Raw genomic sequence first — 20876 nt, 5'->3', positions numbered from 1 at the left:
GATGACGCACCTCCAGACCCGGCGCGGCGACATCACGACCGTCGCGGTCGACGCGATCGTGAACGCCGCCAACAGCTCGCTGCTCGGCGGCGGCGGGGTGGATGGCGCCATCCACCGGGCGGGCGGCCCCGAGATCCTGGCGGCGTGCCGTGAGCTCCGAGCCACCACGCTGCCGGACGGACTGCCGGCCGGGCGGGCGGTCGCCACGACGGCGGGTCGGCTGCCGGCGCGCTGGGTGATCCACACGGTCGGCCCCGTGTACTCCCGCGCCGAGAACCGGTCCGCGACCCTGGCCTCCTGCTATCGCGAGTCGTTGCGCGTCGCCGATGACCTCGGCGCCCGGACGGTCGCCTTCCCGGCGGTGAGCGCGGGCGTCTACGGATGGCCGATGGACGACGCCGCGCGCATCGCCGTGCGCACCGTCGTCGATGCGGCGACTGACGTCGAGACGGTCGTCTTCGTGCTCTTCGGCGACGGCGCGAAAGCCGCCTTCGATCAGGCGCTGAGCGAGCTCGCGCGCTGACGCGTCCGCGCTAGAGGGCCCCGAGGTACATCGTCAGGACCGCCGCGAACGAGAGCACGAGCGTGAGCAGCACGAGCGCGGCGAGCACGATGCCGATCACGCCCCAGACGCTCATCCGCGTTCGGCCGTCGCGGGTCAGACGCACCGCCCGGATGCCGAATCGGAGCGTCTGGGCCGCCAGCGCTCCCACGACGATCACGTGCAGGGCCTCCAGCACCATGGCGGCGAACAGCAGCCGCGATGCGTCGGAGACGGCGTACACGACGCCGAAGCCGGCGGCGCCGACGACGATGTTGGCCAGGATGGTCAGCGCGCCGAACTGGATGGTGCGACGCGTCGCCACATCCAGGGGCGCGACGACCCGATCCGCCGCTAGGGCGGTTCCGCACGCTGAGCAGAAACGGGAGTCGGCAGCAGCCCCCAGCCGCATCGCGCACAGCTCGAGCGCAGCGGGACAGTGAGTGTCGCTGCGGTCATCCCCACATCCTAGGAAGCCTGTACCCCCGAAACGGGGGTTGGCTGGGAATCAGGCCGCCGGCCCGGCGATGAGCGCGACGGTCGCCTGGTGCGCGGCGCCGGTCGCGTCGGTCCAGGCGATCTCCACCCGGTCGCCGACGCGGTGCGCCGCGATGGCCCCGGCGAGCGAGGTCCCGTCGACCTCGGTGCCGTCCACCGCGGTGATGATCGAGCCCGCGCCGATGCCCGAGGCCGCGGCGGGGGTGCCGGCGACAACGCCCGCGATCAGCGCGCCCGTCGCGGGCTGCTCGGTCGCGACCTCGACGCCGAGGAAGGCCGGGAGGCCGATCACGACTCGGTCGCTCGCGTCGCCCGCGACGATCCGCTCGGCGACCGACAGGGCGGTCGAGATCGGGATGGCGTACCCGGTGACCTCGGCGCTGCCGCTCGAGGCGGCCGTGGCGATCCCGGTGACCTCGCCCTGGGCATCCAGCACGGGTCCGCCGGAGTCGCCCGCGACGACGTCGGCGTCGAGTTCGATCAGCCCGCTCAGTGTCTTCGGGCGACCCGTCGTGTCGTCGGTGACCTGGATGCCCTGATCCAGGGCCGCCACCGTGCCGTTCGCGGCGACCAGGTTGCCGGTGCCCTTGGCGTTGCCCACGTCCGTGATGGCATCGCCCACCGCCAGCCGGTCGCGGTCGATGCGGGCGGGCGTCAGGCCGGTCACGTTCGCACCGGTGCCCGTGACCAGCTGGAGCACGGCGATGTCGTCCGTCGCGTCGGTGCCGACGACCTCGGCGCGGTACGTGACGTTCGTGCTCTCCACCGTCACCTCGATCGCGGTGGAGCCCTCGACGACGTGGTTGTTGGTCAGCATCCGACCGTGCGAGGTCAGGATGACGCCCGTGCCGGCGGCCTCCTCCCGGCCGTCGAACCCGATCTTCGAGACCACCGTGACCACACCCGCCTTCTGCGCGGCGATCGCCGGCGTGGCGCCGGCGGGCGCGCGGTCACCCTGCCGGAAGCCGTAGCCGCCGAATCCGCCGCGTGAGCCGTCGCCCCCGCCCGCGCCGCCGTCGCCACCGTCGCCCTGCCGGTAGAGGCCCGGCAGCGTGGAGGGCGAGGCACCCGGGTTGTCCGGTTGGCGGCCGATGGCACCCGCGAAGAGGGCGACGCCGATGCCCGTGCAGCCGATCCCGACCGCGAGCGCCGCAACGCCGGCGATGAGCATCGCGCGGGCGCGCCGGCCCGAAGCGTGCTGCGGGGGCTGCGGGGGCTGGGACTGCTGATCGAGGCCGGGGGTGCTGTCATCCATGAGCCCATGTCAGCGCCGGCACCTCGGTGAACCCTATGACGTGGCTGCGTCCTGTACGGGAGGTCGCTTCATGAACCATTCGGTGAAGGTGCGCGCCCGCCCGTCGTCGGCGAACTGGATCACCCAGAGGTTGTCGTACACCCTGGCCAGGCGCAGGTAGTCGGTCACGCCCTGCACGAAGCCCGTGTCGCCGTCGACGTGCACGGCCCGCACCTCCCACGTGGTCGTCTCCGGCTCGTCGCGGTTCTCGAGCCAGCTCGCGAGGATCGCGTCGATGCCGACGACCGGTTCGTCGTCGTACGGGTGGTATCGATACGCGGCGTCGTCGGTGAACAGGGCCCGGATGTCGGCCTCGGCGTTCGACTCCCAGGCCCGGCGGTAGCCGGCGACCCAGTCCTGCACATGCTGTCGGTCGGTCATGGCTCCGGTGTAGCGAGCGCCACCGACACCGGCGCGTCGCCGGTGATCACGACCTTGCCGCGCAGGTGGCCGGTCTCCAGGCGCTCGAACGCCTCCCGCACCCGCTCGAACGGGTACGACGCCGCGATCGGCAGCTCGATCCGGCCGCTCACGACCAGTGCGGCGAGGGCGCCGAGGGTGTCGAGGTCGGTCGGGCCACGGCCGACCCGCCGGATGCCGAACGGGCCGGGATCGGTCGCGTTCGTGTTGATGCGCTCCGGCGCGATGCCCAGCTCGAGGAACTGCCGGATCGCCTCGGGGCCGTGCAGGTCGAAGGCGGCCGTCGCGCCGTCGGGCGCCCGTTCGCGCACCGCGGCCACGAATCCGTCGCCGTACTCGACGGGCTCGACGCCCCGCGACGCCAGCCAGGCGTGATTGCCCCGCGACGCGCTGCCGATCACCCGGATGCCGCGGTGCACCGCGAGCTGACCGAGGACGACGCCGACGCCGCCCGCCGCCGCGCTCACGAGGATCGTGTCGCCCGCGTGCAGGTTCTGCGATCCGAGCGCGTCCCACGCCGTCTGACCGGCGAGGGCGAGTCCCCCGGCGACCTCCCACGACATGTCCTCGGGCTTGCGGGCGAAGAAGGTCTCGGACTGCACGAGGCGCTCGGCGAAGGCGCCGTCGGGCACCGAGCCGAACACCTGGTCGCCCGCGACGAGCCGTTGCACGCGGGGGCCGGTCGCCTCGACGACGCCTGCGAGCTCGCGGCCGATGCCGGAGGGGAAGCTCACGTCGTACGCTCCCGGTGCGCTCCGACGCTTGGCGTCGGCGGGATTCAGGCCCGCGGCGCGGAGGGCGATCCGCACCTCTCCCTCGCCGGGTTCGGCATCCGGCTCATCGACGACCCGCAGCACGTCGGGGCCGCCGAACCGATCGAAACGGACGACGCGACTCATGCTCCGATCGTACGCAGGGGTTGACGCTCGTCCCCGACGGTCGCATCCTGGTCGTAGGTCAACTGATCGCCCAGAAGAGCCGGAGTCTTCGACCCGCCACTGGGCGATCAGTCTTTAACCGCCCCGCGTCGGCTTGGATGGCTCCATGCCCGCCCCGCTCGACCTCGCTCCGCTCACGGCACCGATGCCGCCCTCGGCCGTGCAGGCCTGGCGGGCTCGGGCCCGCGCGTCTCGCGCTCCGTGGGCCACGATGGGCGCGCAGCAGATCGTCGCGATCGTCATCGCGGTGCTCGTCGGCGGCTTCTTCGTGCTGACCTTCGGCGGCGTGATCGGCGGTGTCCTGGCCGACGCGGCGCACGGCGGGGCCTCGTTCCCCGTCGGGGGCCTCGTCTTCATCGGGGGATCGCCGTGGCCGCCGTGTTCGTCGTCCGCGCGATCTTCCGCAGCACCGGCCGCTGGGGTCGCTGGGCCCGTATCGATGCATTCGCCCGCGCGAACGGCTTCGCGTTCTCGCCCCAGGACCTCCCGCCCGCCTATCCCGGGCTGATCTTCGGCCTGGGCTCGTCGCGGCAGGTCCGGGAGCACGTCATGTCGACCAGCGGCCGGTTCTTCGACATGGGCGGCTACGTCTACACCACGGGCTCCGGCAAGAATCGCTCGACGCATCACTGGAGCTTCCTCGCGGTCCGGCTCGACCGGCGGATGCCCAACATCGTGCTCGACTCGCGCGCCAATAACGGCATCATCGGTTCGAACCTTCCGGTCGCCCTCGCGCGCGACCAGGTGCTGCACCTCGAGGGCGACTTCGACCGGTACTTCACGCTGTACTGCCCGAAGGACTACGCGACCGACGCCCTGTACGTCTTCACGCCGGACCTGATGGCGTTGCTGATCGACGAGGCGGCGCCCTTCGACGTGGAGCTCGTCGACGACTGGTTCTTCGCCTACTCGTCGCGCCGGCTCGACATGAGCGCCCCCGGCACGTACCAGCGGCTGTTCCGGATCATCGACACGGTCGGGGCGAAGACGCTGCACCAGACCGAGCACTACCGCGACGATCGCGTCGCGAACTCGATCACGGCGAACGTCGTGGCACCCCAGGGGCCCGGCTCCGGCATGGCGTGTCGGTCGGCGCCGTCATCGGCGTCGTCGTGGTCGCGGGATGGGTCGGATGGTGGATCGTGTCGGGATTCCTCGACCTCTGACGCGCCGCGACCCGCTAGCCCGCCGCCCGCGCAGCCCGGTCGCCCGCGGCCGCCGCGCCGATCCGCCCCGCTCGGCGCTGAGCCGGGTGAGCAGGGCTGCCTCGTCGAGTTGCGCGGCCGCGCGGTTGCGCCCGATGACGATGCGGTTGCGGGTGAGGGCGAGCCGCGTCGCGTCGCGGATGTAGCGCTTCATGACGGGGCGCAGACGGTGCTGCGCGGCCCAGGTGAGCGCCTGGCGACGTCCGCCCGGGGTGGCCAGCGACACGATCTCGCCCGCATGGAACCAGCCCGCGGCGACGTAGTCGCCGAGCCGCAGCTGGGTGAGCCGGATCTCGCGCCGGCGCAGCAGCACGACCATGACGACCGCGAGCACGAACAGCGGCACCTGCACGACCACGTAGTAGCCGAAGAAGTCGGAGACGAACGACAGGCTCCCGTTCCAGAAGGCGTGCAGCAGCGCCGCCGGCACCCAGCCGATGATCGCGAAGAGCACGCCGAGCCAGCGGCCTCCGCGCAGCGCCGCCAGGCCGATGAAGAATCCGGTCAGCGACGTGAACATCGCGTGGGCGAACGGGGAGAGCAGCCCGCGCAGGATGAAGAGCTGCACCACCTCCCCGCTGGTCGCGTGCGGGTCCGCCAGCTCGAGGCCGAAGTACTGGATGTTCTCGCTGAACGCGAATCCCGCCGCGACGGTGACGGCGAAGACGATGCCGTCGACCGGCCCGTCGAAGTACTTGTTGGCCACCAGGAAGATCAGCAGCACGCCGAGCCCCTTCGCGCCCTCCTCGACCATCGGCGCCTGCACCACGGCCTGGAACAGGTCGGTCGCACCATTGGCTCCCCCGTGCGCCTTGACGAAGATCTGCACCGCCGAGTCCACGACGAGCGCGATGACGATCGACGACCCCGCGCCCCACAGGAACGCGAAGATCCGGATGCCGATCGGCTCCGGCTCCCACCGGTCGATCCAGTGCGCCCCCAGCAGCACGATCGCGAGCGGCACGAGCGCCATGAGGCCGGCGACGAAGAACGCGGGCGGTCCGAGCACGATCCCGAGATAGGCGATCACGAGCAGGAGGGCGACGCCGACCACGAGGAAGCCGACGATGCCGCCGACCAGGATCCCGACGCTGCGGGGACGGCGCGGAGGCGGTGTCAGCGGGTGCCGCGTGCTCGCGCGCACCTCGTCCGGGGCGGTCTGCGGGGCGGTGGTCGCGGGCTCGGTCGGGCTCGTCATGCGCACACGATATCCGCGCCGCGCGACCGTGTCGGCCGACGGGACACGGAAGGCTCCGGCGTTCCCGGGCTCAGGGGTGCTCGACGTCGGCGCAGCGCCCGCGGATCGTGCCGGCGTAGTCGGCGAGCAATTCGCGCAGGCGGGGCTGGAAGGTCTCGGCGACGCGCGCATCGAGCTCCGGCCGGTCGGCCCGCCTGCCCGCACCGAGCTGCCGGCCCCAGTCGATCAGCAGACGCTCGGCCTCGGTCACCTGGGGCTCGAGCGGGTCGTCGCCGGAGTCCTCGATCTCGCGGCGCAACGGCGTCGCGACCTCGTCGCACGGGTAGCCATCGGCGACGGCGAAGGCGAACATCGTCACCGCGCGTTCGCCGAGGAACGGCACGAGCTCGTCGCGCAGCTCCTCGCCCTGCTCGGCCATGCGCTCAGCCTACGGCGAGCGGCCGACGCGGGTCAGGCCGCGATGCGCGAGTCGGCCTCGCCGAGCGTCGTGACGCCCTCGAACACCCCGCGACGGATGGCCTGGAACACCTCGACCGCGGCCTGGGCGAGGCGCCCGTGGCTGCCGAAGCCGGCGCGACGCGAACGCACGTCGTCCTCGATGGCCACCGCCGCCGAGGCGGCCGGCTCGACGACGCGCGCCCCGAGCGAGCGCGCCCAGGCGCCCGTCATCTCGGCCACGAGCGGATCGGTGGAGACGACGCGCACGTCCTCTCCCCGGGCGAACGGGCGGGTGCGCACGAGAGCGCGGGCGATGAGGCCGGGCCCGAGGTAGCTGACGACCTGCTCGTCGGTGATCCATGACGGCACGCCCAGGACGTCGTCCTGGTCCATCAGCAGCAGCTCGGGCAGCTCCTCACCGCGATCGCGCCAGGCGACCCGGTCGCGCGGGGCGAATCCGTTGGTGTCGGGCCCCGCGGCATCCACGATGCCGACGATGAAGCCGCGACCGCGCCGGGTCGGGCGCAGGCGCAGACGCCCGATGGACGGACGCGGCACGACCAGGTGCGTGCCGGCGTGCGACGACGCCGGCACGGCCGTCAGGGTGCCGGTTCGCGGGCTCGAAGTGGTTCGGTGCATGTTCATCTGATTCGTTGTGGTCACGTCATTCAGGTGCAACCGGTTCATGCGGACCGGTATTCCACGGCGTGCACTCAGATGGCCTTGCCCGGATTGAGGATGCCGAGCGGGTCGAACACGGCCTTCAGCCGCCGTTGCAGGTCCATGACGTCGTCGCCGAGCTCGTCGCGCAGCCAGCGGCGCTTGAGGATGCCGACCCCGTGCTCCCCTGTGAGCGTGCCGCCGAGCCGCAGGCAGGCCTGGAACAGCGCGTCTGCGGCATCCCAGACGTGGTCGGGCACCTCGACGAATCCGTCGACCGTGTCGGCCTCGAACACGAAATTGGGGTGCAGGTTGCCGTCGCCCGCGTGCGCGACGGTCGGGATCAGGATGCCGTACTCGGCCTGCACCCGTTCGATCGCCGCGAACATGGCCGGCAGCGCGCTGCGCGGCACGGCGACGTCCTCGATGAGCACCGCGCCGCGCGCCTCGTTCGACGAGTGGAACGCGCGGCGGATCTCGAACAGCCGCTCCGCGTCCGCGGCATCCGCGCTGCGTTCGGGGCGGCCGCCGAGCGAGCGGATGACGGCCTCGGCATCCGAGGCCTCCCGCTCGGACGCATCGCCGTCGGTCTGCACGAGCAGCTGGGCACCGCGACCGCCGAGGTCGATGCCGAGGTGCGCGCTGAGACCCTCCAGCGCGGTCGCGTCGAGCAGTTCGAGGATCGCGGGCCGGATGCCGCTGGCCACCATCACCGATGCGGCGCGCGCCGCCTGCTCCACCGAGTCGAACGCGGCCGAGATGGTCACCTTCTCGCCCCGCGGCAGCGGGCGCAGACGCAGGGTCGCCTCGGTGATGACGCCGAGCGTGCCCTCCGACCCGATCATCAGGGCCGTGAGGTCGTAGCCGGTGACGCCCTTGACGGTGCGATGCCCGACCCGCACAGCGCGCCCGTCGGCGAGCACCACCTCGAGTCCGAGCACGGCCTCGCGCGTGACGCCGTACTTGACGCAGTGCAGGCCGCCGGCGTTGGTGGCGATGTTGCCGCCGACCGTGGAGATCGCGCGGCTCGCGGGATCGGGCGCCCAGAACAGGCCGTGGCCCGCGAGGCGCTCGTTCAGATCGGCGTTGATGACGCCCGGCTCGACGACGGCGAGCTCGTCGTCGCGGGACACCTCGAGCACGCGCGTCATCGCCGCCGTCGAGACGACGAGCTCCCCGCCGCCGGCCTGCGCCGCGCCCGCGAGGCCCGTTCCGGCGCCGCGCGGGACGACCGGGATGCGGTGCTCCGTCGCGAAGCGCAGGGCCGCCTGCACGTCGCCGGTGCTACGCGCCTCGACGACGGCGAGCGGCACCGTGGCGGAGACCTGACCCGAGCGGTCGCCCTGCGCGGCGCGGAGCGCCGCCGGGTCCGTGCGCACCACCTCGTCGCCGAGCGCCCGGCGCAGGGCCTGCTGCAGCTCGGGCGCTGGCGGGGTGACGGGCGCAGCCTCGGTGCTCATCCGTTCAGGCTATCCACGGCATCCTGATGTCCGATTCCCGCCAGGTGATGTCGGTGGCCACTGTCAGGCTTGGGGGCATGACGGCACGGGACGCGTCGAGCGCGCGAGGCTTCGACGAGATGTACGGCGCGCTCGCGTCGCGCGATGCCCGCTTCGACGGGCAGTTCATCGCCGGCGTGCACTCCACCGGCATCTATTGCCGCCCGAGCTGCCCGGCGGTCACGCCGAAGCCCGGCAACGTCAGCTTCTACCGCACGGCCGCCGCCGCCCACGAGGCGGGGCTGCGCGCCTGCAAGCGCTGCCAGCCGGATGCCGTGCCCGGCTCCCCCGACTGGAACCTCCGCGACGACCTCGCCTCGCGCGCGATGCGGCTCGTGCAGGACGGTGTCGTCGAACGCGAGGGGGTCGGGGTCTCGCGCGCCGACTCGGCTACACGAGCCGGCACCTGACGCGGGTGCTGACGACCGAGCTCGGAGCCGGCCCGCTCGCCCTCGCGCGCGCCCACCGCGCCCAGACCGCCCGCGCGCTCCTCGCCTCGACCGACCTGCCGGTGAGCGACATCGCGTTCGCGGCCGGATTCGGCAGCCTCCGCCAGTTCAACGACACCATGGCCGAGGTGTACCGCGCGACGCCGACCGAGCTTCGGGCCATCACCCGTCGGGGACCGCGAGGTTCCGCGGTCGCCCACCCGGCCGGCGGGAGCGCCTCGATCTCCCTGCGCCTGCCGGCACGGCCGCCCTTCGACGGCGCGGGTGTCCTGCGCTTCTTCGCCGACCACGCCATCCCGGGACTCGAGAGCGGCGACGAGACCGCCTTCGAACGCACCCTCGCCCTGCCCCACGGGCCGGCCGCCGTGCGCGTCGCGCTCGACCCGGACCAGCCGGGCGTGCTCGTGCAGGCGCGGCTCGCCGATCTCGCCGACGTGCCGGCACTCTCCGCGCGCGTCCGGCGCATGTTCGACCTCGACGCCGACTCCGTCGCCATCGACGAGGCGCTCGGCGCCGACCCCGCGCTGCGGCCGCTCGTCGCGGCGGTGCCCGGCATCCGGATCGCCGGGGTCGCCGACGGCGAGGAGGCGCTGTTCCGCACGCTCGTCGGGCAGCAGATCTCGGTCGCGGCGGCCCGCACCGTGCTCGGGCGGCTCGTCGCCGACCTCGGCGGCGGCGCCTTCCCGTCCGCCGCCGCGATCGCCGAGCGCGGCCCCGAGGTGCTGCGCGGGCCCGCGACCCGGATCGCGACGATCATCGGCGCGGCCGAGGCCGTCGTGCGCGGCGACCTCCGGCTCGACGTCGAGACCCCCGCGGTCGAACTGCGGGAGCGGCTGCTCGCGCTGCCCGGCATCGGGCCCTGGACCGCGGACTATCTCGCGATGCGCGCGCTCGGCAATCCCGACACGCTCCCGGCCAGCGACCTCGTGATCCGGCAGAGCGCCGGAGCGCTCGGGCTGCCCGACGGCGTGCGCCCCTCGCCCGGCGGGCAGCCGCCTGGGCGCCGTGGCGCTCCTACGCGGCGCTGCACCTCTGGCGAGCACGTCCGGCGCGGATCGCGCGCCGCGACGCGGCCTGACCCCACGGCATCCTGCGCCCTGGCGGCCTGTCCCCCTCCCCTCCCCCGCCCCCTCCCCCTCCCCCGCCCCCCGTCAAAAGTTCAGGAGTTCGGCGGCGCGTCGTCGCGTGATCCGTCGGGACAGGCGACGGGCTCCTGAAGTTTTGACCGGCGGCGTCCCGGTGGCGCGCCGGCGGCGCTACCGCGGCGTCTCGGCGGCGCGCCGGCAGCGTCCCGGCGGCGCGACCGCGGCGTCCGGGTCCCAGCGGCGGCGCATGCGTGACGCGACGGGGCCTGACCCGACGGCATCCCGAGCACTGCTCGACGTGCGCGTAGGCTGTCGTCGCTCATGTTCGTGTCCGTCGTCATCCCGGTCCGCAACGACGGCCCGATGCTCCGCCGTGCGCTCGACGCGCTCGCCGCGCAGACCCGTCGCGCGGACGAGATCGTGGTCGTCGACAACGGGTCGACCGACGACTCCGCGGCGATCGCCGCCGCCGCCGGCGCCCGCATCGTCACCGAGCCGATCGCCGGCATCCCGCGCGCGTCCGCCGTCGGGTACGACGCCGCCCGGGGCGACATCATCGCGCGCATCGACGCCGACACGGTCGTCCCGCCGACCTGGCTCGAGCATGCCCTCACCGACTTCGACGACGCGCAGGTCGACCTGCTGACGGGTCACGCCACGTTCTACGGCGCCGGAGCGGTCACCCGCCGCCTCGGACGCGCCTGGTGGGTCGGCGGCATGTACTGGTCGATGAGCATCTACCTCGGGCATCCGCCGGTCTTCGGATCGAACTTCGCGATGCGCCGCCAGGTCTGGACGCAGTTGGGTGACGAGGTGCACCGCTACGGCCTCGGCATCCACGACGACCTCGACCTCAGCCTGCACGTGAAGCCGTGGATGACGGTGCGCCACGACCCGAGCTGGACGGCCGAGATCTCCGCGCGTCCGTTCGCCACCGTGCGGGGGCTCGCCCGGCGGCTGCGCTGGGTCATCCCGACCCTGCGCGGACACGGCTCGCCGTGGCGCCGCAAGGCGCTCTGGCGGCGCTGGCACGAGGAGGGCACCTGGGGCCCCATCTCCGCGGGGGCCGCACCGGACTGGGCGGTCGACGGCTGGGCCGGCGACGACGCCGAGCCCGGCGAGGGTCACGCCATCGCGTAGAGCTCGAGCAGGTCGCGCGTGAGCTGGTGGGGCGCGGTCTCGCTCGGCGAATGCCCCGTGTCGTAGCCCGCGAATCGTGCGCCGATGCGTTCGGCGAGGGCCTGCGAGCGCTCCACCGGCCACAGGTCGTGGATGCCGACCACGACGAGCTTGGGGATCGGGAGCTCCCGCAGCTCGGCCTCCACATCGGGCGCGTGCATCATCAGGTCGATGATGTCGTCGACGCTGCGCCGCGAGGTGAGCGCGAACCGGGAGCGCACGAACGCGTGCCTGCCGGGGTCGACCTTGGTGGCGTTCAGCTTGACGCCGTTGACCATGAAGAAGGCGCCCACCCGTGCGCCGGCGACGCGGGCCAGCCACCCGACCCGCTTCATGCGGGCGAAGCCGTTGCCCGGGTCGGGCGGCGTCGCGAGCAGCGTGAGTGAGCGCACCAGGTCGGGTCGGCGGACGGCGACGAGCTGCGCCACCGTGCCGGCGAAGGAGTAGCCGAGAAGGTGCGCCGGGGTCGGGCCGGCCTCGAGGAGGGCGACCATGTCGTCCACGAACAACGTGTAGGTGTACCGCGCACCGGGCGGCGGGCCCGCGCTGCCCGACTCGTACTGGCCGGCGATGTCGACGGCCTGCACATGGAAGCCGGCCTCGGCGAGCGCCGGCATGATGAGGATGAAGTCCTCTTTCGACCCCGTGACCCCCGGCGCCATGAGGATCCGCGGATGGCTCGGGTCGCCGAGCGAGATCATCGCGATCTCGCCGCTGGGCGCGACGAAACGCGAGGCGATGGCGCCGGGTGGGAGCACCGACCAGTCGATGTCGGGCAGGGCGGCGTCGAGTCGCGCCGCGTCATCCACCCGCTCAGGCTAGCGAGTCAGGCAGGCGCTCCGTGACCATCGCTCACCGTCGGTGTGGGCGTCGTGGGGGTCGGCTCGGCGCCCAGTTGAAGGCCCCCGTTGCTGTTCGCCCCCATGGTCATCACCTCGAGCCAGTGCCGGTTCAGTTCGAGGTTGCGGCCGCCGTCGTACTCGAAGAACAGCGGGATGTCGGGAGCGATCCAGGCGGCGCTGTGGGCGTCGTCGGAGCCGCCTTTCCAGTTGAGGAAGAACCCTTCGCCACGGCGCAGCTTATTCGCGATGACCGCCTGCAGGTGGGCCATGGCGCGATCGTCCAGCTCGATCGGCGTGCCGTGGCCGCCGTAGAGGATCCTGCCCACGCGATGACTGTACTGGGCGCCCCGCGCGCGGCGGCCGAGGCGCTGGGCATTGACTGGAGGTGCGGCCCGGCTCGGGCATCCCGGAGTAGGCCGGGAGCATGCCAGGACAACGCAACCGGGCGCTCAAGAAGCCCGACATGTATGAGGAACTCCGCAAGGAGGGCAACAGCAAGGAGAAGGCCGCGCGCATCTCCAACGCCGCCGCCCGCGACGGCAAGAAGGCCGTGGGGCGCCGCGGCGGCGAGTCAGGGTCGTACGACGACTGGACCGTGCCGGAGCTGCGCAAGCGCGCCAAGGAGCTCGGCCGCCACGGCTACTCCGGCAAGCCCAAGAAGGAGCTCATCTCCCTCCTCCGCGACGGCGACTGAGTTCGCGAGTGACCAAAATGGGCGGGCGCGAACTGTTCGCACCCGCCCATTTTGGTCACTCGCGATTCGGCGCCTAGGCGGACTTCTTCTTCGCGGCCGGCTTCTTCTTCAGGGCCGGCTTGGCGCGCTTCTCGTCGACGGAGCGGCGAAGCGCCTCCATGAGGTCGAGCACCTCGCCGCCGCCCTCGGTCTCGCGCCCGAAGGTCGCCTCGGTGTCGATCGTGTCGCCCTGCTCGAGCTTCGCCTCCACGAGGGTGCGCAGCTGCTCCTGGTAGTCGTCGGTGAACTTCTCGGGCTGGAAGTCGCTCGCGAAGCTGTCGACGAGCTGGCGCGACATCTTCATCTCGGCGTCGGTGATCCGCGGGGTCTCGTCGAGCTCGGGGAATCGCGCCTCGCGCACCTCGTCGTCCCAGAGCAGCGTCTGCATGGTGAGCACGCCATCCCGCACCCGGAGCGCCGCGAGCCGCGTGCGCTGGCGCAGCGCGAACTGCACGATCGCGGTGCGGTCGGTGTCCTCGAGGGTGCGCATGAGCAGCACGTACGCCTTGTTCGACTTCGAGTCGGGCGCGAGGTAGTAGCTCTTCTCGAACATGATCGGGTCGATCTGATCGGTGGGCACGAACTCGACGACGTCGATGTCCTTCGACCGCTCGGCGGGCAGCGACTTCAGGTCGTCGTCGGTCAGGATCACCGTGTCGTCGCCGTCGACGTACGCCTTGGCGATGTGCTCGTAGTCGACCGTCTCGCCGTCGATCTCGCACACGCGCTTGTACCGGATGCGGCCGCCGTCCTTGTCGTGCACCTGGTGCAACGGCACGTCGTGGTCTTCGATCGCGGAATACAGCTTCACCGGCACGTTCACGAGCCCGAAGCTCAGCGAGCCCTTCCAGATCGACCTCATGCTGAGCATTCTCCCCGGCGATGTGGACGGTGTACACCCCTGTGGTTAGCGTCAACTCATGGCGAAGGACTCCGAACAGTTCGTCTCGGTCGGCGGGCACCGTCTGCGCCTGACCAACCTCGACAAGGTCATGTACCCCGAGACGGGCACGACCAAGGGCGAGGTCATCGACTACTACTCGCGCGTCGCCGAGTACCTCATCCCGCACGCGGCCGACCGGCCCGCGACCCGCAAGCGCTGGGTGAGCGGCGTCGACGGTCCGATGTTCTTCGAGAAGAACATGCCGGATGGCGCACCCGACTGGGTGAAGGTGCGCAGCATCCAGCACAAGGACCACGTCAACGAGTACCCGATCGTCAACGACCTCGCCACCCTGGTGTGGATCGCGCAGCAGGCAGCGCTCGAGATCCACGTGCCGCAGTGGCGGTTCGGCCGCAACGGCGCCCGCAAGAACCCGGATCGCATGGTGCTCGACCTCGACCCCGGCGAGGGCGCGGGCCTGCCCGAGTGCGTCGAGGTCGCGAAGCTCGTGCGCGGCATCCTGAAGGGCATGGGGCTGGATCCGATGCCGGTCACGAGCGGCAGCAAGGGCATCCACCTCTATGCCGCCCTCGACGGATTGCAGTCCAGCGACCAGGTGAGCGCGGTCGCGAAGGAGCTCGCGCGGGCGCTGGAGGCCGACCACCCCGACCTCGTCGTGAGCGACATGAAGAAGGCCGTGCGCGGCGGCAAGGTGCTGCTCGACTGGAGCCAGAACAACGGGTCTAAGACCACGATCGTGCCGTATTCGCTGCGCGGGCGGGCGCATCCGACCGTCGCGGCGCCGCGCACGTGGGCGGAGCTGAGCCGCCCGGAACTGCGGCATCTCGAGTTCCACGAAGTGCTCGAGCGGCTGAAGAAACGCGGCGACCCGCTCGCCGACTTATCGGTGGGCAGCCTCGACGAGTCGCTCGGGCAGTACCGCTCGATGCGCAACAGGAGCGTCACGCCGGAGCCGTTCGGCGACGTGCCCGGCAGCGACCCGAGCTGGAAGCCGGACCCCGCGAACCCGCACTTCGTCATCCAGGAGCATCACGCCAGCCGACTCCACTACGACTTCCGCCTGGAGCGCGACGGCGTGCTCGTGAGCTGGGCGGTGCCGAAGGGCGTGCCGACCGACCCGAAGCAGAACCACCTCGCGGTGCACGTCGAGGACCACCCCTTCGACTACGGCACCTTCGAGGAAGCATTCCGAAAGGGGAATACGGCGCGGGCGAGGTCGCGATCTGGGACCGCGGCCGGTACAGCCTCGAGAAGTGGCGCGACGGCACCGAGGGCGATGGCAAGGGCCAGGGCCAGAAGGCAGAGCAGGGCGAGGTGATCCTCACCATCCACGGCGAGAAGCACGGCTCGCACCGGCTCGCGCTCATCCAGACCAGCACCGGCGACGACGCCAAGAACTGGATGCTGCACCTCATGAAGGACCAGGATCCGGTCGACTGGGATGCCGAGGGCGGCCCCGAGAACGTGCGCACCGGGGAGAAGTGGCACGGCCACCGCTCCGTGCCGTCCGGCCGCAAGGGACTCACGCGCGGCAAGACGGTCATCGGCGGCCGCTCGAGTGCGAACACCATCGCGCCCATGCTCGCGACCCTCGGCTCGGCGCAGGAGTTCCAGGGCGGGCGCGACTGGACGTACGAGATGAAGTGGGACGGCATCCGGGCGGTCGCCACGATCCAGGGCGACGAGGTGACGCTGCGCACCCGCAACGGCCTCGACGTGACCGGCAGCTACCCGGAGCTCGCCGAGACGCTGCGCGAGGCCGTGCACGGCGCCGCGACGCTCGACGGCGAGATCGTCGCGCTCGACGCGAAGGGACGGCCGAGCTTCGGCCTGCTCCAGCAGCGCATGGGACTCAGCAAACCGGGCGACGTCGAGCGCGCTCGCGGGCGCACGCCGGTGAAGTACTTCGTCTTCGACGTGCTCGACGACCCGAAGCAGCCATACGCCGAGCGCCGGGCGCGCCTGGAGCGGGAGGTGCACGACACCGGTCCGATCGTCGTGCCCCCGGATGCCGGCACCGACCTGAAGAAGGCCCTCGCAACGAGCGCCAAGCTCGGCCTCGAGGGCATCATGGCCAAGCGCCTGGACAGCCCGTACCGGGTCGGCAAACGCAGCCGCGACTGGATCAAGCTCAAGCACCACAAGACCCAGGAGGTCGTCATCGGCGGCTGGCGCCCCGGCAACGGCGCCCGCGCGAGCACGGTCGGCTCGCTGCTGCTCGGCGTCAAGGACGGCGACACGTTCCGGTACGTCGGCCGGGTCGGCACGGGCTTCGCCGACCGCGAGCTGCAGCAGCTGCGGGCGCGCCTGGATCGGATCGAGCGCAAGACCAGCCCGCTCGAGGGCGTGCCCGCCGCCGACGCGCGCGACGTGCACTGGGTCACGCCGAGCCTCGTCGGCGAGGTGGAGTACGCCGAACTCACCACCGACGGCCGGCTGCGGCAGCCGAGCTGGCGCGGGTGGCGCACCGACAAGGATCCGGATCAGGTGGTGCGCGAGTTCGCCTGATGCCGGCTCCGCGACCGCAGGGCGACGCTCGTCCCGCGCCAGAGCAGCACGGCGAGCACGGCCCCGCCGAGCGCCACCAGCACGACGAGGGCAACCGGGAAGGCGGGTCCGATCGGTGCCGCCGGATGCGCGCTCACGGTGAGCGGAAGCCGGGCGATCGCGATACCGGCCTCCAGGATCGTGAGGGTCGCGGGCCCGGACCTCACGAGCGGCATGGCGAAGACGAGTCGCTGCGGCGTGGAGGCGGTGTCGAGGCCCACCGGCCGCGATCCGACGCGCACGACGAGCCCGCGCAGGTCGCGATCCGTGAGGCCCTGCGCGGCGATGACCGTGCGTTGCCCGACCACCGCGTGCGGATCGGTCAGACGGAAGGCCGCGCCGGTGGCGACGACCGAACCGCGCAGCTGGATCCATCCGGTCGAGACGCCCGGCGCACGCAGCATGAGCGCCCGCCGGTATTCGGCGGCGAGCGATGCGACCGGCCGGGGTCCGGTGATGGAGCAGGCGATCGAGTCCCCCGGCTCGACGATCCCGTCGCGGCATGATCCGTGCACCTGCACCGGCAGGTCCCCGACGTTGCGCATGACGTAACGGACGCTGCTGAGCGTGGTGGCCGGGAGCCGGAACCGACCCCCGTCGGGGATCCGCTGCCAGCTGCCGGCGGCATCCCGAGCCTCCAGTCCGGTGCTGAAGCGGAACACGCCCCCGGTGATCCACCCCTGCTCGACGTACGGGCGCTCACCGGGCCGGTCGACCGTGAGCGTCAGCGCGTTGACGCCGCTGCCGACCGCCAGGCGGAAGATGCAGTTGATCGGGTCGGGCGTGGTCTCCGCGACGCAGGCCGCGGGCTGCTGCCCGCCGACGGCCTGCGCATCGACGAGGGTCGCCGTGAATGGCTCCGGCGCGTTGCTGCGCAGGTCGATGAGCGCATTGATCGTGGTCGACGGCTGCTCGGGACCGATCTGCGCGTACCCGGGTCGGTTGGGGTCGGTCAGCGAGACCGCCTCGCCCCAGTTGTTGACCCACAGTCGCACCGTCGCGCCGGCCGCCGTCGGTGTATCGGGAAGCGCCGGCCCGGCGCCCGCCGAGAGCGCCGCGAGCGCGAACAGGAGCACCGCGGCGATCGGGAGCATGGTCAGGGCGTGGGCAGATGGATGACCCCGGTCATCGCCTCGAGCCCGCTCAGCCGCTCGGGCGAGAGCACCTTGCGCACCTGCTCCTGCGACATGAGACCGGAGTCGACGACGAGGTCGGCGATCGAGGCGTTCGTCGTCAGGGCGGTGTGCGCGAGCGACGCGGCGGCGGCGTAGCCGATGTAGGGCGTGAGGGCCGTGACGACGCCCACGCTCGTCTCGACCTCGCGCGCTAGCCGCGCCGTGTTGGCGGTGATGCCGTCGATGCAGTTGACGCGCAGTGTGCGGCACGCGTTCGTCATCCACGACAGCGACTGCAGGATGCTGTGCGCGATGACCGGCTCGAACGCGTTCAACTGCAGCTGGCCGGCCTCCGCGGCGGCGGTGACGGTCGCATCCGCCCCGATGACGCTGAAGGCGACCTGGTTCACGACCTCCGGGATCACCGGATTCACCTTGCCCGGCATGATGCTCGACCCCGCCTGCCGCGCCGGCAGCGAGATCTCGCCGAGACCGGCCTGCGGGCCGGAGGAGAGCAGTCGCAGGTCGTTGCAGATCTTGCTGAGCTTGACGGCGGCGCGCTTGAGCGTGCCGCTCAGGGTCATGAAGATGCCCGCGTCGCTCGTGGCCTCGATCAGGTCGGGCGCGGTCTCCTGCGGGATGCCGCTGAGGTCCTCGAGGTGACGCCGCACGGCCTCGGCGTAGCGCGGGTCGGCGGTGATGCCGGTGCCGATCGCGGTGGCACCGAGGTTGATCTCGTTGAGCCACGGGATCACCTCCGACAGCCGGTCGAAGTCCTCCTGCAGCGTGTGCGAGAACCCGCTGAACTCCTGGCCGAGCGTCATCGGCACGGCGTCCTGCAGCTGGGTTCGGCCGACCTTGAGCACGGCGGCGAACTCGGCGCCCTTGCGCGCGAAGCTCGTCGTCAGCAGCGCGTGCTCCTCGAGCAGCCGCTGCAGTCCGAGCACCATCGCGAGCTTGATGGCCGTCGGGTACACGTCGTTGGTCGACTGGCTGCGGTTGACGTCGTCGATCGGATGCAGCGCCGAGTACGTGCCGAACGGCAGCCCCATCGCCTCGAGCCCCGCGTTGGCGATGACCTCGTTCGTGTTCATGTTGGTGCTGGTGCCCGCGCCGCCCTGGATGGCGCCGACGACGAACTGGTCGTGCAGCTCCCCCGCGACGATCCGCTCGCACACGGCGTCGATCACGTCGGCCTTCGCCGCCTCGAGCACGCCCAGGTCGCGGTTCGCGCGCACGGCCGCCTGCTTGACCAGGGCCAACCCCCGCACGAGGTCGGGATAGTTGCTGATGGAGCGTCGCGTGATCGGGAAGTTCACGAGCGCGCGCGCGGTGTGGATGCCCCAGTAGACCCCGGCGGGGATCTCCATGGAGCCGAGGGAGTCGGTCTCGGTCCTTGTGGGGCCGTCGCCGTTCAGCAGGTCGGACGCTTCGTCGGGTCCGGTGGTGGTCACCATGCCCCTACTTCACCACGTCGCGCCGTGCCGCGGCGCCGCAGAGCGGATGAACGTTGCGGATGCGGTGGATCAGAGTCCGGGATGCAGGACGGGCACGACGAGCCAGATGCCCCCGAGCACGAGCACACCGCAGAGCACGAACATGAGCACCGCCAACGGCCGGCGCCAGCGCTCCTTGCCGTCGTTCAGGCGCAGGCCCACGGAGAACAGCGTCATGAGCGCCGCGGCTGTCACGAGCGCCGCGACCACGACGGTGACGAAGGCGAGCCAGTTGATGCTCACGCGGCGGCCGCCTTCTTCTTGCGGCGCTTGGGCTTGACGAAGACGCCGGGGTCGGGTGCCGAGAACTGGGCCGCGTGGATGCGGTTGCGGCGCGCGAGCAGGAAGATCACGAGCACGATGGCCCCGCCGACGACCACGTCGATCGCGACGCCGATCGGTCCGAGCCCGGCCAGGAAGGCGGCGAGCGCGCCGATCACGCCGGCGACCGGGATGGTCACGACCCAGCCCAGCGCGATCCGGCCCGCCGTGCGCCAGCGCACCGAGGCTCCCTTGCGGCCGATCCCGGTGCCGATCACGGAGCCCGACGCGACCTGCGTCGTGGAGAGGGCGAAACCGAGGTGCGTGGAGGCGAGGATCGTCGCCGTCGTCGCGGCCTCCGCGGCGAACCCCTGCGCGGGCTCGATGTCGGTGATGTCGCGGCCGAGCGTCTTGATGATCCGCCAGCCGCCGCTGTAGGTGCCCGCGGCGATCGCGACCGCGCAGGCGCAGATGACCCACAGCTCCGGGCCGCTGCCGACCGGCTGGAACCCGCCGGCGATGAGCGCGAGCGTGATGACGCCCATCGTCTTCTGGGCGTCGTTCGTGCCGTGGGCGAGCGACACGAGCGACGACGTGAAGATCTGGCCGACCTTGAATCCGTCGCGCTCGCGCTTGCGGGTGACCCCGAACGCGATCTTGGTGGCGATGTACGACACGAGTCCCGCCGTGAACGGTGCGAGCACCGCCGGGATCAGCACCTTCGTGATGAGCACGCCGCCGTCGACGGCGCCGAACCCGGCTCCGACGATCGCGGCGCCGATGAGCCCGCCGAACAGGGCGTGGCTGGACGACGAGGGCAAGCCGAGCAACCAGGTCACGAGGTTCCACAGGATCGCGCCGATGAGCCCCGCGAGGATGAACACCGGCGTGATCTGCACCCCGCCGTGCCCCTCGCGGATCAGCCCTCCCGAGATGGTCTGCGCCACGGTGGTGCTGAGGAACGCCCCGACCAGGTTGAGCACCGCGGCGATCGCCACGGCGACCTTGGGCGAGCGCCCCCGTCGCGATGGGGGTCGCCATGGCGTTGGCCGTGTCGTGGAATCCGTTGGTGAAATCGAAGAAGAGCGCCAGCGCGATGACCAGCACGACGGTGAGGGTGACGTCCACTGCGCGCGAGTCTAAGCGCCCCGCGGCCCTCGTCGGAATGCCTCCCGTCGTTCCGCGGCCCGGCCCGTGGACGAGCGCCCCCAGCACGGGGGAATGTCGCCTCGTCACCACCGGCCCGTAGCGTGAGCGCGGGGGTATGACATGCACTCATATCGGGTGCTGGGAATCATCGCGCTGGGTGCGATCGTGTTGGCGGCGATCTGCTTCACCGCCGTGGACATCACGATCGACAGCGCCAATGGATGCCTCGGCGTGCGACGGATCTGCAGCGAGCATCAGGTGCCGTCGACCGCGGTCGGCTACGCGGCCCTCGGCGTGCTCTCTCTGCTGATCTCGACCCTGTTCGCGGCCGGCTGGCTGATCGGGATGCTGCGCCATCCCGAGCCGGACGAGCCGCTCCCGCGCGTCCGGCTGCTGCCCCGGGTGGTCGAGGAGGAGCTGTGACG

At 71.9% G+C, this 20876-nt stretch carries 20 protein-coding genes and 3 pseudogenes; 8 read left to right on the top strand and 15 right to left on the bottom strand.

Annotation, left to right across the window (positions count from 1 at the left end; genetic code table 11):
- Position 1 precedes the first annotated feature (1 nt).
- Complete coding sequence (locus QQK35_RS17195; protein ID WP_284255238.1) at positions 2 to 523, top strand: O-acetyl-ADP-ribose deacetylase; 522 nt, start codon at positions 2 to 4, stop codon at positions 521 to 523.
- A 10-nt stretch (positions 524 to 533) separates the two neighbouring features.
- Here QQK35_RS17195 and QQK35_RS17190 read toward each other — a convergent pair whose 3' ends face one another.
- The 4 genes from QQK35_RS17190 to QQK35_RS17175 all read right to left on the bottom strand — a co-directional run bounded on the left by QQK35_RS17190 (position 534) and on the right by QQK35_RS17175 (position 3652).
- The gene (locus QQK35_RS17190) at positions 534 to 866 is read right to left on the bottom strand and encodes a hypothetical protein (RefSeq protein WP_284255237.1); all 333 of its coding nucleotides are present in this window, start codon (positions 864 to 866) and stop codon (positions 534 to 536) included.
- Positions 867 to 1049: 183 nt separating this feature from the next.
- On the bottom strand, positions 1050 to 2294 hold the full coding sequence (locus QQK35_RS17185; RefSeq protein ID WP_284255236.1) for a S1C family serine protease: 1245 nt from the start codon (positions 2292 to 2294) through the stop codon (positions 1050 to 1052).
- Between the two features lie 33 nt (positions 2295 to 2327).
- A complete protein-coding gene (locus QQK35_RS17180) occupies positions 2328 to 2714 on the bottom strand; it encodes a nuclear transport factor 2 family protein (RefSeq protein WP_284255235.1) in 387 nt (128 codons plus the stop codon).
- Positions 2711 to 3652 carry an NADP-dependent oxidoreductase gene (locus QQK35_RS17175; RefSeq protein ID WP_284255234.1) on the bottom strand — a complete coding sequence of 314 codons (942 nt, stop codon included), beginning with the start codon at positions 3650 to 3652 and terminating at the stop codon, positions 2711 to 2713. The genes QQK35_RS17180 and QQK35_RS17175 overlap by 4 nt, the downstream gene beginning before the upstream one ends.
- A gap of 145 nt (positions 3653 to 3797) precedes the next feature.
- Between QQK35_RS17175 and QQK35_RS17170 the strand changes: the two genes are divergently transcribed.
- Positions 3798 to 4199 carry a hypothetical protein gene (locus tag QQK35_RS17170; protein WP_284255233.1) on the top strand — a complete coding sequence of 134 codons (402 nt, stop codon included), beginning with the start codon at positions 3798 to 3800 and terminating at the stop codon, positions 4197 to 4199.
- A 590-nt stretch (positions 4200 to 4789) separates the two neighbouring features.
- Here the strand turns inward: QQK35_RS17170 and QQK35_RS17165 are convergent.
- The 4 genes from QQK35_RS17165 to QQK35_RS17150 all read right to left on the bottom strand — a co-directional run bounded on the left by QQK35_RS17165 (position 4790) and on the right by QQK35_RS17150 (position 8652).
- Positions 4790 to 6094, bottom strand: a complete 1305-nt coding sequence (locus QQK35_RS17165) for a PrsW family intramembrane metalloprotease (RefSeq protein ID WP_284255232.1) — start codon at positions 6092 to 6094, stop codon at positions 4790 to 4792.
- Positions 6095 to 6164: 70 nt separating this feature from the next.
- Positions 6165 to 6512: a hypothetical protein gene (locus QQK35_RS17160; protein WP_284255231.1), complete on the bottom strand. Its 348-nt coding sequence runs from the start codon at positions 6510 to 6512 to the stop codon at positions 6165 to 6167.
- A 32-nt stretch (positions 6513 to 6544) separates the two neighbouring features.
- Positions 6545 to 7171 (bottom strand): MDR/zinc-dependent alcohol dehydrogenase-like family protein, encoded by a 627-nt coding sequence (locus tag QQK35_RS17155; RefSeq protein ID WP_284255230.1) that lies wholly within the window; start codon positions 7169 to 7171, stop codon positions 6545 to 6547.
- Positions 7172 to 7245: 74 nt separating this feature from the next.
- On the bottom strand, positions 7246 to 8652 hold the full coding sequence (locus QQK35_RS17150; protein WP_284255229.1) for an FAD-binding oxidoreductase: 1407 nt from the start codon (positions 8650 to 8652) through the stop codon (positions 7246 to 7248).
- A gap of 77 nt (positions 8653 to 8729) precedes the next feature.
- Between QQK35_RS17150 and QQK35_RS17145 the strand changes: the two are divergent.
- Both QQK35_RS17145 and QQK35_RS17140 read left to right on the top strand, forming a co-directional pair.
- A pseudogene (locus QQK35_RS17145) lies at positions 8730 to 10218 on the top strand (DNA-3-methyladenine glycosylase 2 family protein).
- Between the two features lie 328 nt (positions 10219 to 10546).
- Complete coding sequence (locus QQK35_RS17140; RefSeq protein ID WP_284255228.1) at positions 10547 to 11365, top strand: glycosyltransferase family 2 protein; 819 nt, start codon at positions 10547 to 10549, stop codon at positions 11363 to 11365.
- Here QQK35_RS17140 and QQK35_RS17135 read toward each other — a convergent pair.
- Both QQK35_RS17135 and QQK35_RS17130 read right to left on the bottom strand, forming a co-directional pair.
- Positions 11350 to 12213, bottom strand: a complete 864-nt coding sequence (locus QQK35_RS17135) for an alpha/beta fold hydrolase (protein WP_284255227.1) — start codon at positions 12211 to 12213, stop codon at positions 11350 to 11352. The genes QQK35_RS17140 and QQK35_RS17135 overlap by 16 nt on opposite strands.
- Positions 12214 to 12230: 17 nt before the next feature.
- Positions 12231 to 12572: a DUF7882 family protein gene (locus QQK35_RS17130; RefSeq protein WP_284255226.1), complete on the bottom strand. Its 342-nt coding sequence runs from the start codon at positions 12570 to 12572 to the stop codon at positions 12231 to 12233.
- A 98-nt stretch (positions 12573 to 12670) separates the two neighbouring features.
- Here QQK35_RS17130 and QQK35_RS17125 point away from each other — a divergent pair, with 98 nt between their 5' ends.
- Positions 12671 to 12940, top strand: coding sequence for a DUF7218 family protein (locus QQK35_RS17125; protein WP_284255225.1), 270 nt, complete (start codon positions 12671 to 12673; stop codon positions 12938 to 12940).
- A 73-nt stretch (positions 12941 to 13013) separates the two neighbouring features.
- Here the strand turns inward: QQK35_RS17125 and ku are convergent, their stop codons facing one another.
- Complete coding sequence (ku, locus tag QQK35_RS17120) at positions 13014 to 13841, bottom strand: non-homologous end joining protein Ku (protein ID WP_284255224.1); 828 nt, start codon at positions 13839 to 13841, stop codon at positions 13014 to 13016.
- Positions 13842 to 13899: 58 nt separating this feature from the next.
- Between ku and ligD (QQK35_RS20640) the strand changes: the two are divergent.
- Positions 13900 to 15164 (top strand): annotated as a pseudogene (gene ligD / locus QQK35_RS20640) (non-homologous end-joining DNA ligase); the annotation flags it as partial.
- A 33-nt stretch (positions 15165 to 15197) separates the two neighbouring features.
- Positions 15198 to 16391 (top strand): non-homologous end-joining DNA ligase, encoded by a 1194-nt coding sequence (gene ligD, locus QQK35_RS20635; RefSeq protein WP_431311850.1) that lies wholly within the window; start codon positions 15198 to 15200, stop codon positions 16389 to 16391.
- Here the strand turns inward: ligD (QQK35_RS20635) and QQK35_RS17110 are convergent.
- The 4 genes and pseudogenes from QQK35_RS17110 to QQK35_RS17095 form a co-directional block, all read right to left on the bottom strand.
- On the bottom strand, positions 16367 to 17524 hold the full coding sequence (locus tag QQK35_RS17110) for a hypothetical protein (RefSeq protein WP_284255223.1): 1158 nt from the start codon (positions 17522 to 17524) through the stop codon (positions 16367 to 16369). The two genes, ligD (QQK35_RS20635) and QQK35_RS17110, sit on opposite strands and share 25 nt — an antisense overlap.
- A gap of 2 nt (positions 17525 to 17526) precedes the next feature.
- A complete protein-coding gene (locus QQK35_RS17105; RefSeq protein WP_284255222.1) occupies positions 17527 to 19002 on the bottom strand; it encodes an aspartate ammonia-lyase in 1476 nt (491 codons plus the stop codon).
- Between the two features lie 69 nt (positions 19003 to 19071).
- A complete protein-coding gene (locus QQK35_RS17100) occupies positions 19072 to 19284 on the bottom strand; it encodes a hypothetical protein (protein ID WP_284255221.1) in 213 nt (70 codons plus the stop codon).
- A pseudogene (locus tag QQK35_RS17095) lies at positions 19281 to 20430 on the bottom strand (inorganic phosphate transporter). The gene QQK35_RS17100 and the pseudogene QQK35_RS17095 overlap by 4 nt, the downstream one beginning before the upstream one ends.
- 156 nt (positions 20431 to 20586) lie before the next feature.
- On the opposite strand from QQK35_RS17095, the gene QQK35_RS17090 reads away from it, so the two are divergent.
- Complete coding sequence (locus QQK35_RS17090; RefSeq protein WP_284255220.1) at positions 20587 to 20874, top strand: hypothetical protein; 288 nt, start codon at positions 20587 to 20589, stop codon at positions 20872 to 20874.
- Positions 20875 to 20876 lie beyond the last annotated feature (2 nt).

Origin of the sequence: Pseudolysinimonas kribbensis, from assembly GCF_030161895.1 — a bacterium.
Lineage (GTDB): Bacteria > Actinomycetota > Actinomycetes > Actinomycetales > Microbacteriaceae > Pseudolysinimonas > Pseudolysinimonas kribbensis.
This window is presented reverse-complemented; position numbering and strand designations above follow the sequence as displayed.

What these genes read in the sequence shown, in the direction of transcription:
- QQK35_RS17195 (WP_284255238.1), top strand. Translation starts at nt 2, where the DNA reads ATGACGCACCTCCAGACCCGGCGCGGCGACATCACGACCGTCGCGGTC.
- QQK35_RS17185 (WP_284255236.1), bottom strand. Translation starts at nt 2,294, where the DNA reads ATGGATGACAGCACCCCCGGCCTCGATCAGCAGTCCCAGCCCCCGCAG.
- QQK35_RS17180 (WP_284255235.1), bottom strand. Translation starts at nt 2,714, where the DNA reads ATGACCGACCGACAGCATGTGCAGGACTGGGTCGCCGGCTACCGCCGG.
- QQK35_RS17175 (WP_284255234.1), bottom strand. Translation starts at nt 3,652, where the DNA reads ATGAGTCGCGTCGTCCGTTTCGATCGGTTCGGCGGCCCCGACGTGCTG.
- QQK35_RS17170 (WP_284255233.1), top strand. Translation starts at nt 3,798, where the DNA reads ATGCCCGCCCCGCTCGACCTCGCTCCGCTCACGGCACCGATGCCGCCC.
- QQK35_RS17165 (WP_284255232.1), bottom strand. Translation starts at nt 6,094, where the DNA reads ATGACGAGCCCGACCGAGCCCGCGACCACCGCCCCGCAGACCGCCCCG.
- QQK35_RS17160 (WP_284255231.1), bottom strand. Translation starts at nt 6,512, where the DNA reads ATGGCCGAGCAGGGCGAGGAGCTGCGCGACGAGCTCGTGCCGTTCCTC.
- QQK35_RS17155 (WP_284255230.1), bottom strand. Translation starts at nt 7,171, where the DNA reads ATGCACCGAACCACTTCGAGCCCGCGAACCGGCACCCTGACGGCCGTG.
- QQK35_RS17150 (WP_284255229.1), bottom strand. Translation starts at nt 8,652, where the DNA reads ATGAGCACCGAGGCTGCGCCCGTCACCCCGCCAGCGCCCGAGCTGCAG.
- QQK35_RS17140 (WP_284255228.1), top strand. Translation starts at nt 10,547, where the DNA reads ATGTTCGTGTCCGTCGTCATCCCGGTCCGCAACGACGGCCCGATGCTC.
- QQK35_RS17125 (WP_284255225.1), top strand. Translation starts at nt 12,671, where the DNA reads ATGCCAGGACAACGCAACCGGGCGCTCAAGAAGCCCGACATGTATGAG.
- ku (WP_284255224.1), bottom strand. Translation starts at nt 13,841, where the DNA reads ATGAGGTCGATCTGGAAGGGCTCGCTGAGCTTCGGGCTCGTGAACGTG.
- QQK35_RS17110 (WP_284255223.1), bottom strand. Translation starts at nt 17,524, where the DNA reads ATGCTCCCGATCGCCGCGGTGCTCCTGTTCGCGCTCGCGGCGCTCTCG.
- QQK35_RS17105 (WP_284255222.1), bottom strand. Translation starts at nt 19,002, where the DNA reads ATGGTGACCACCACCGGACCCGACGAAGCGTCCGACCTGCTGAACGGC.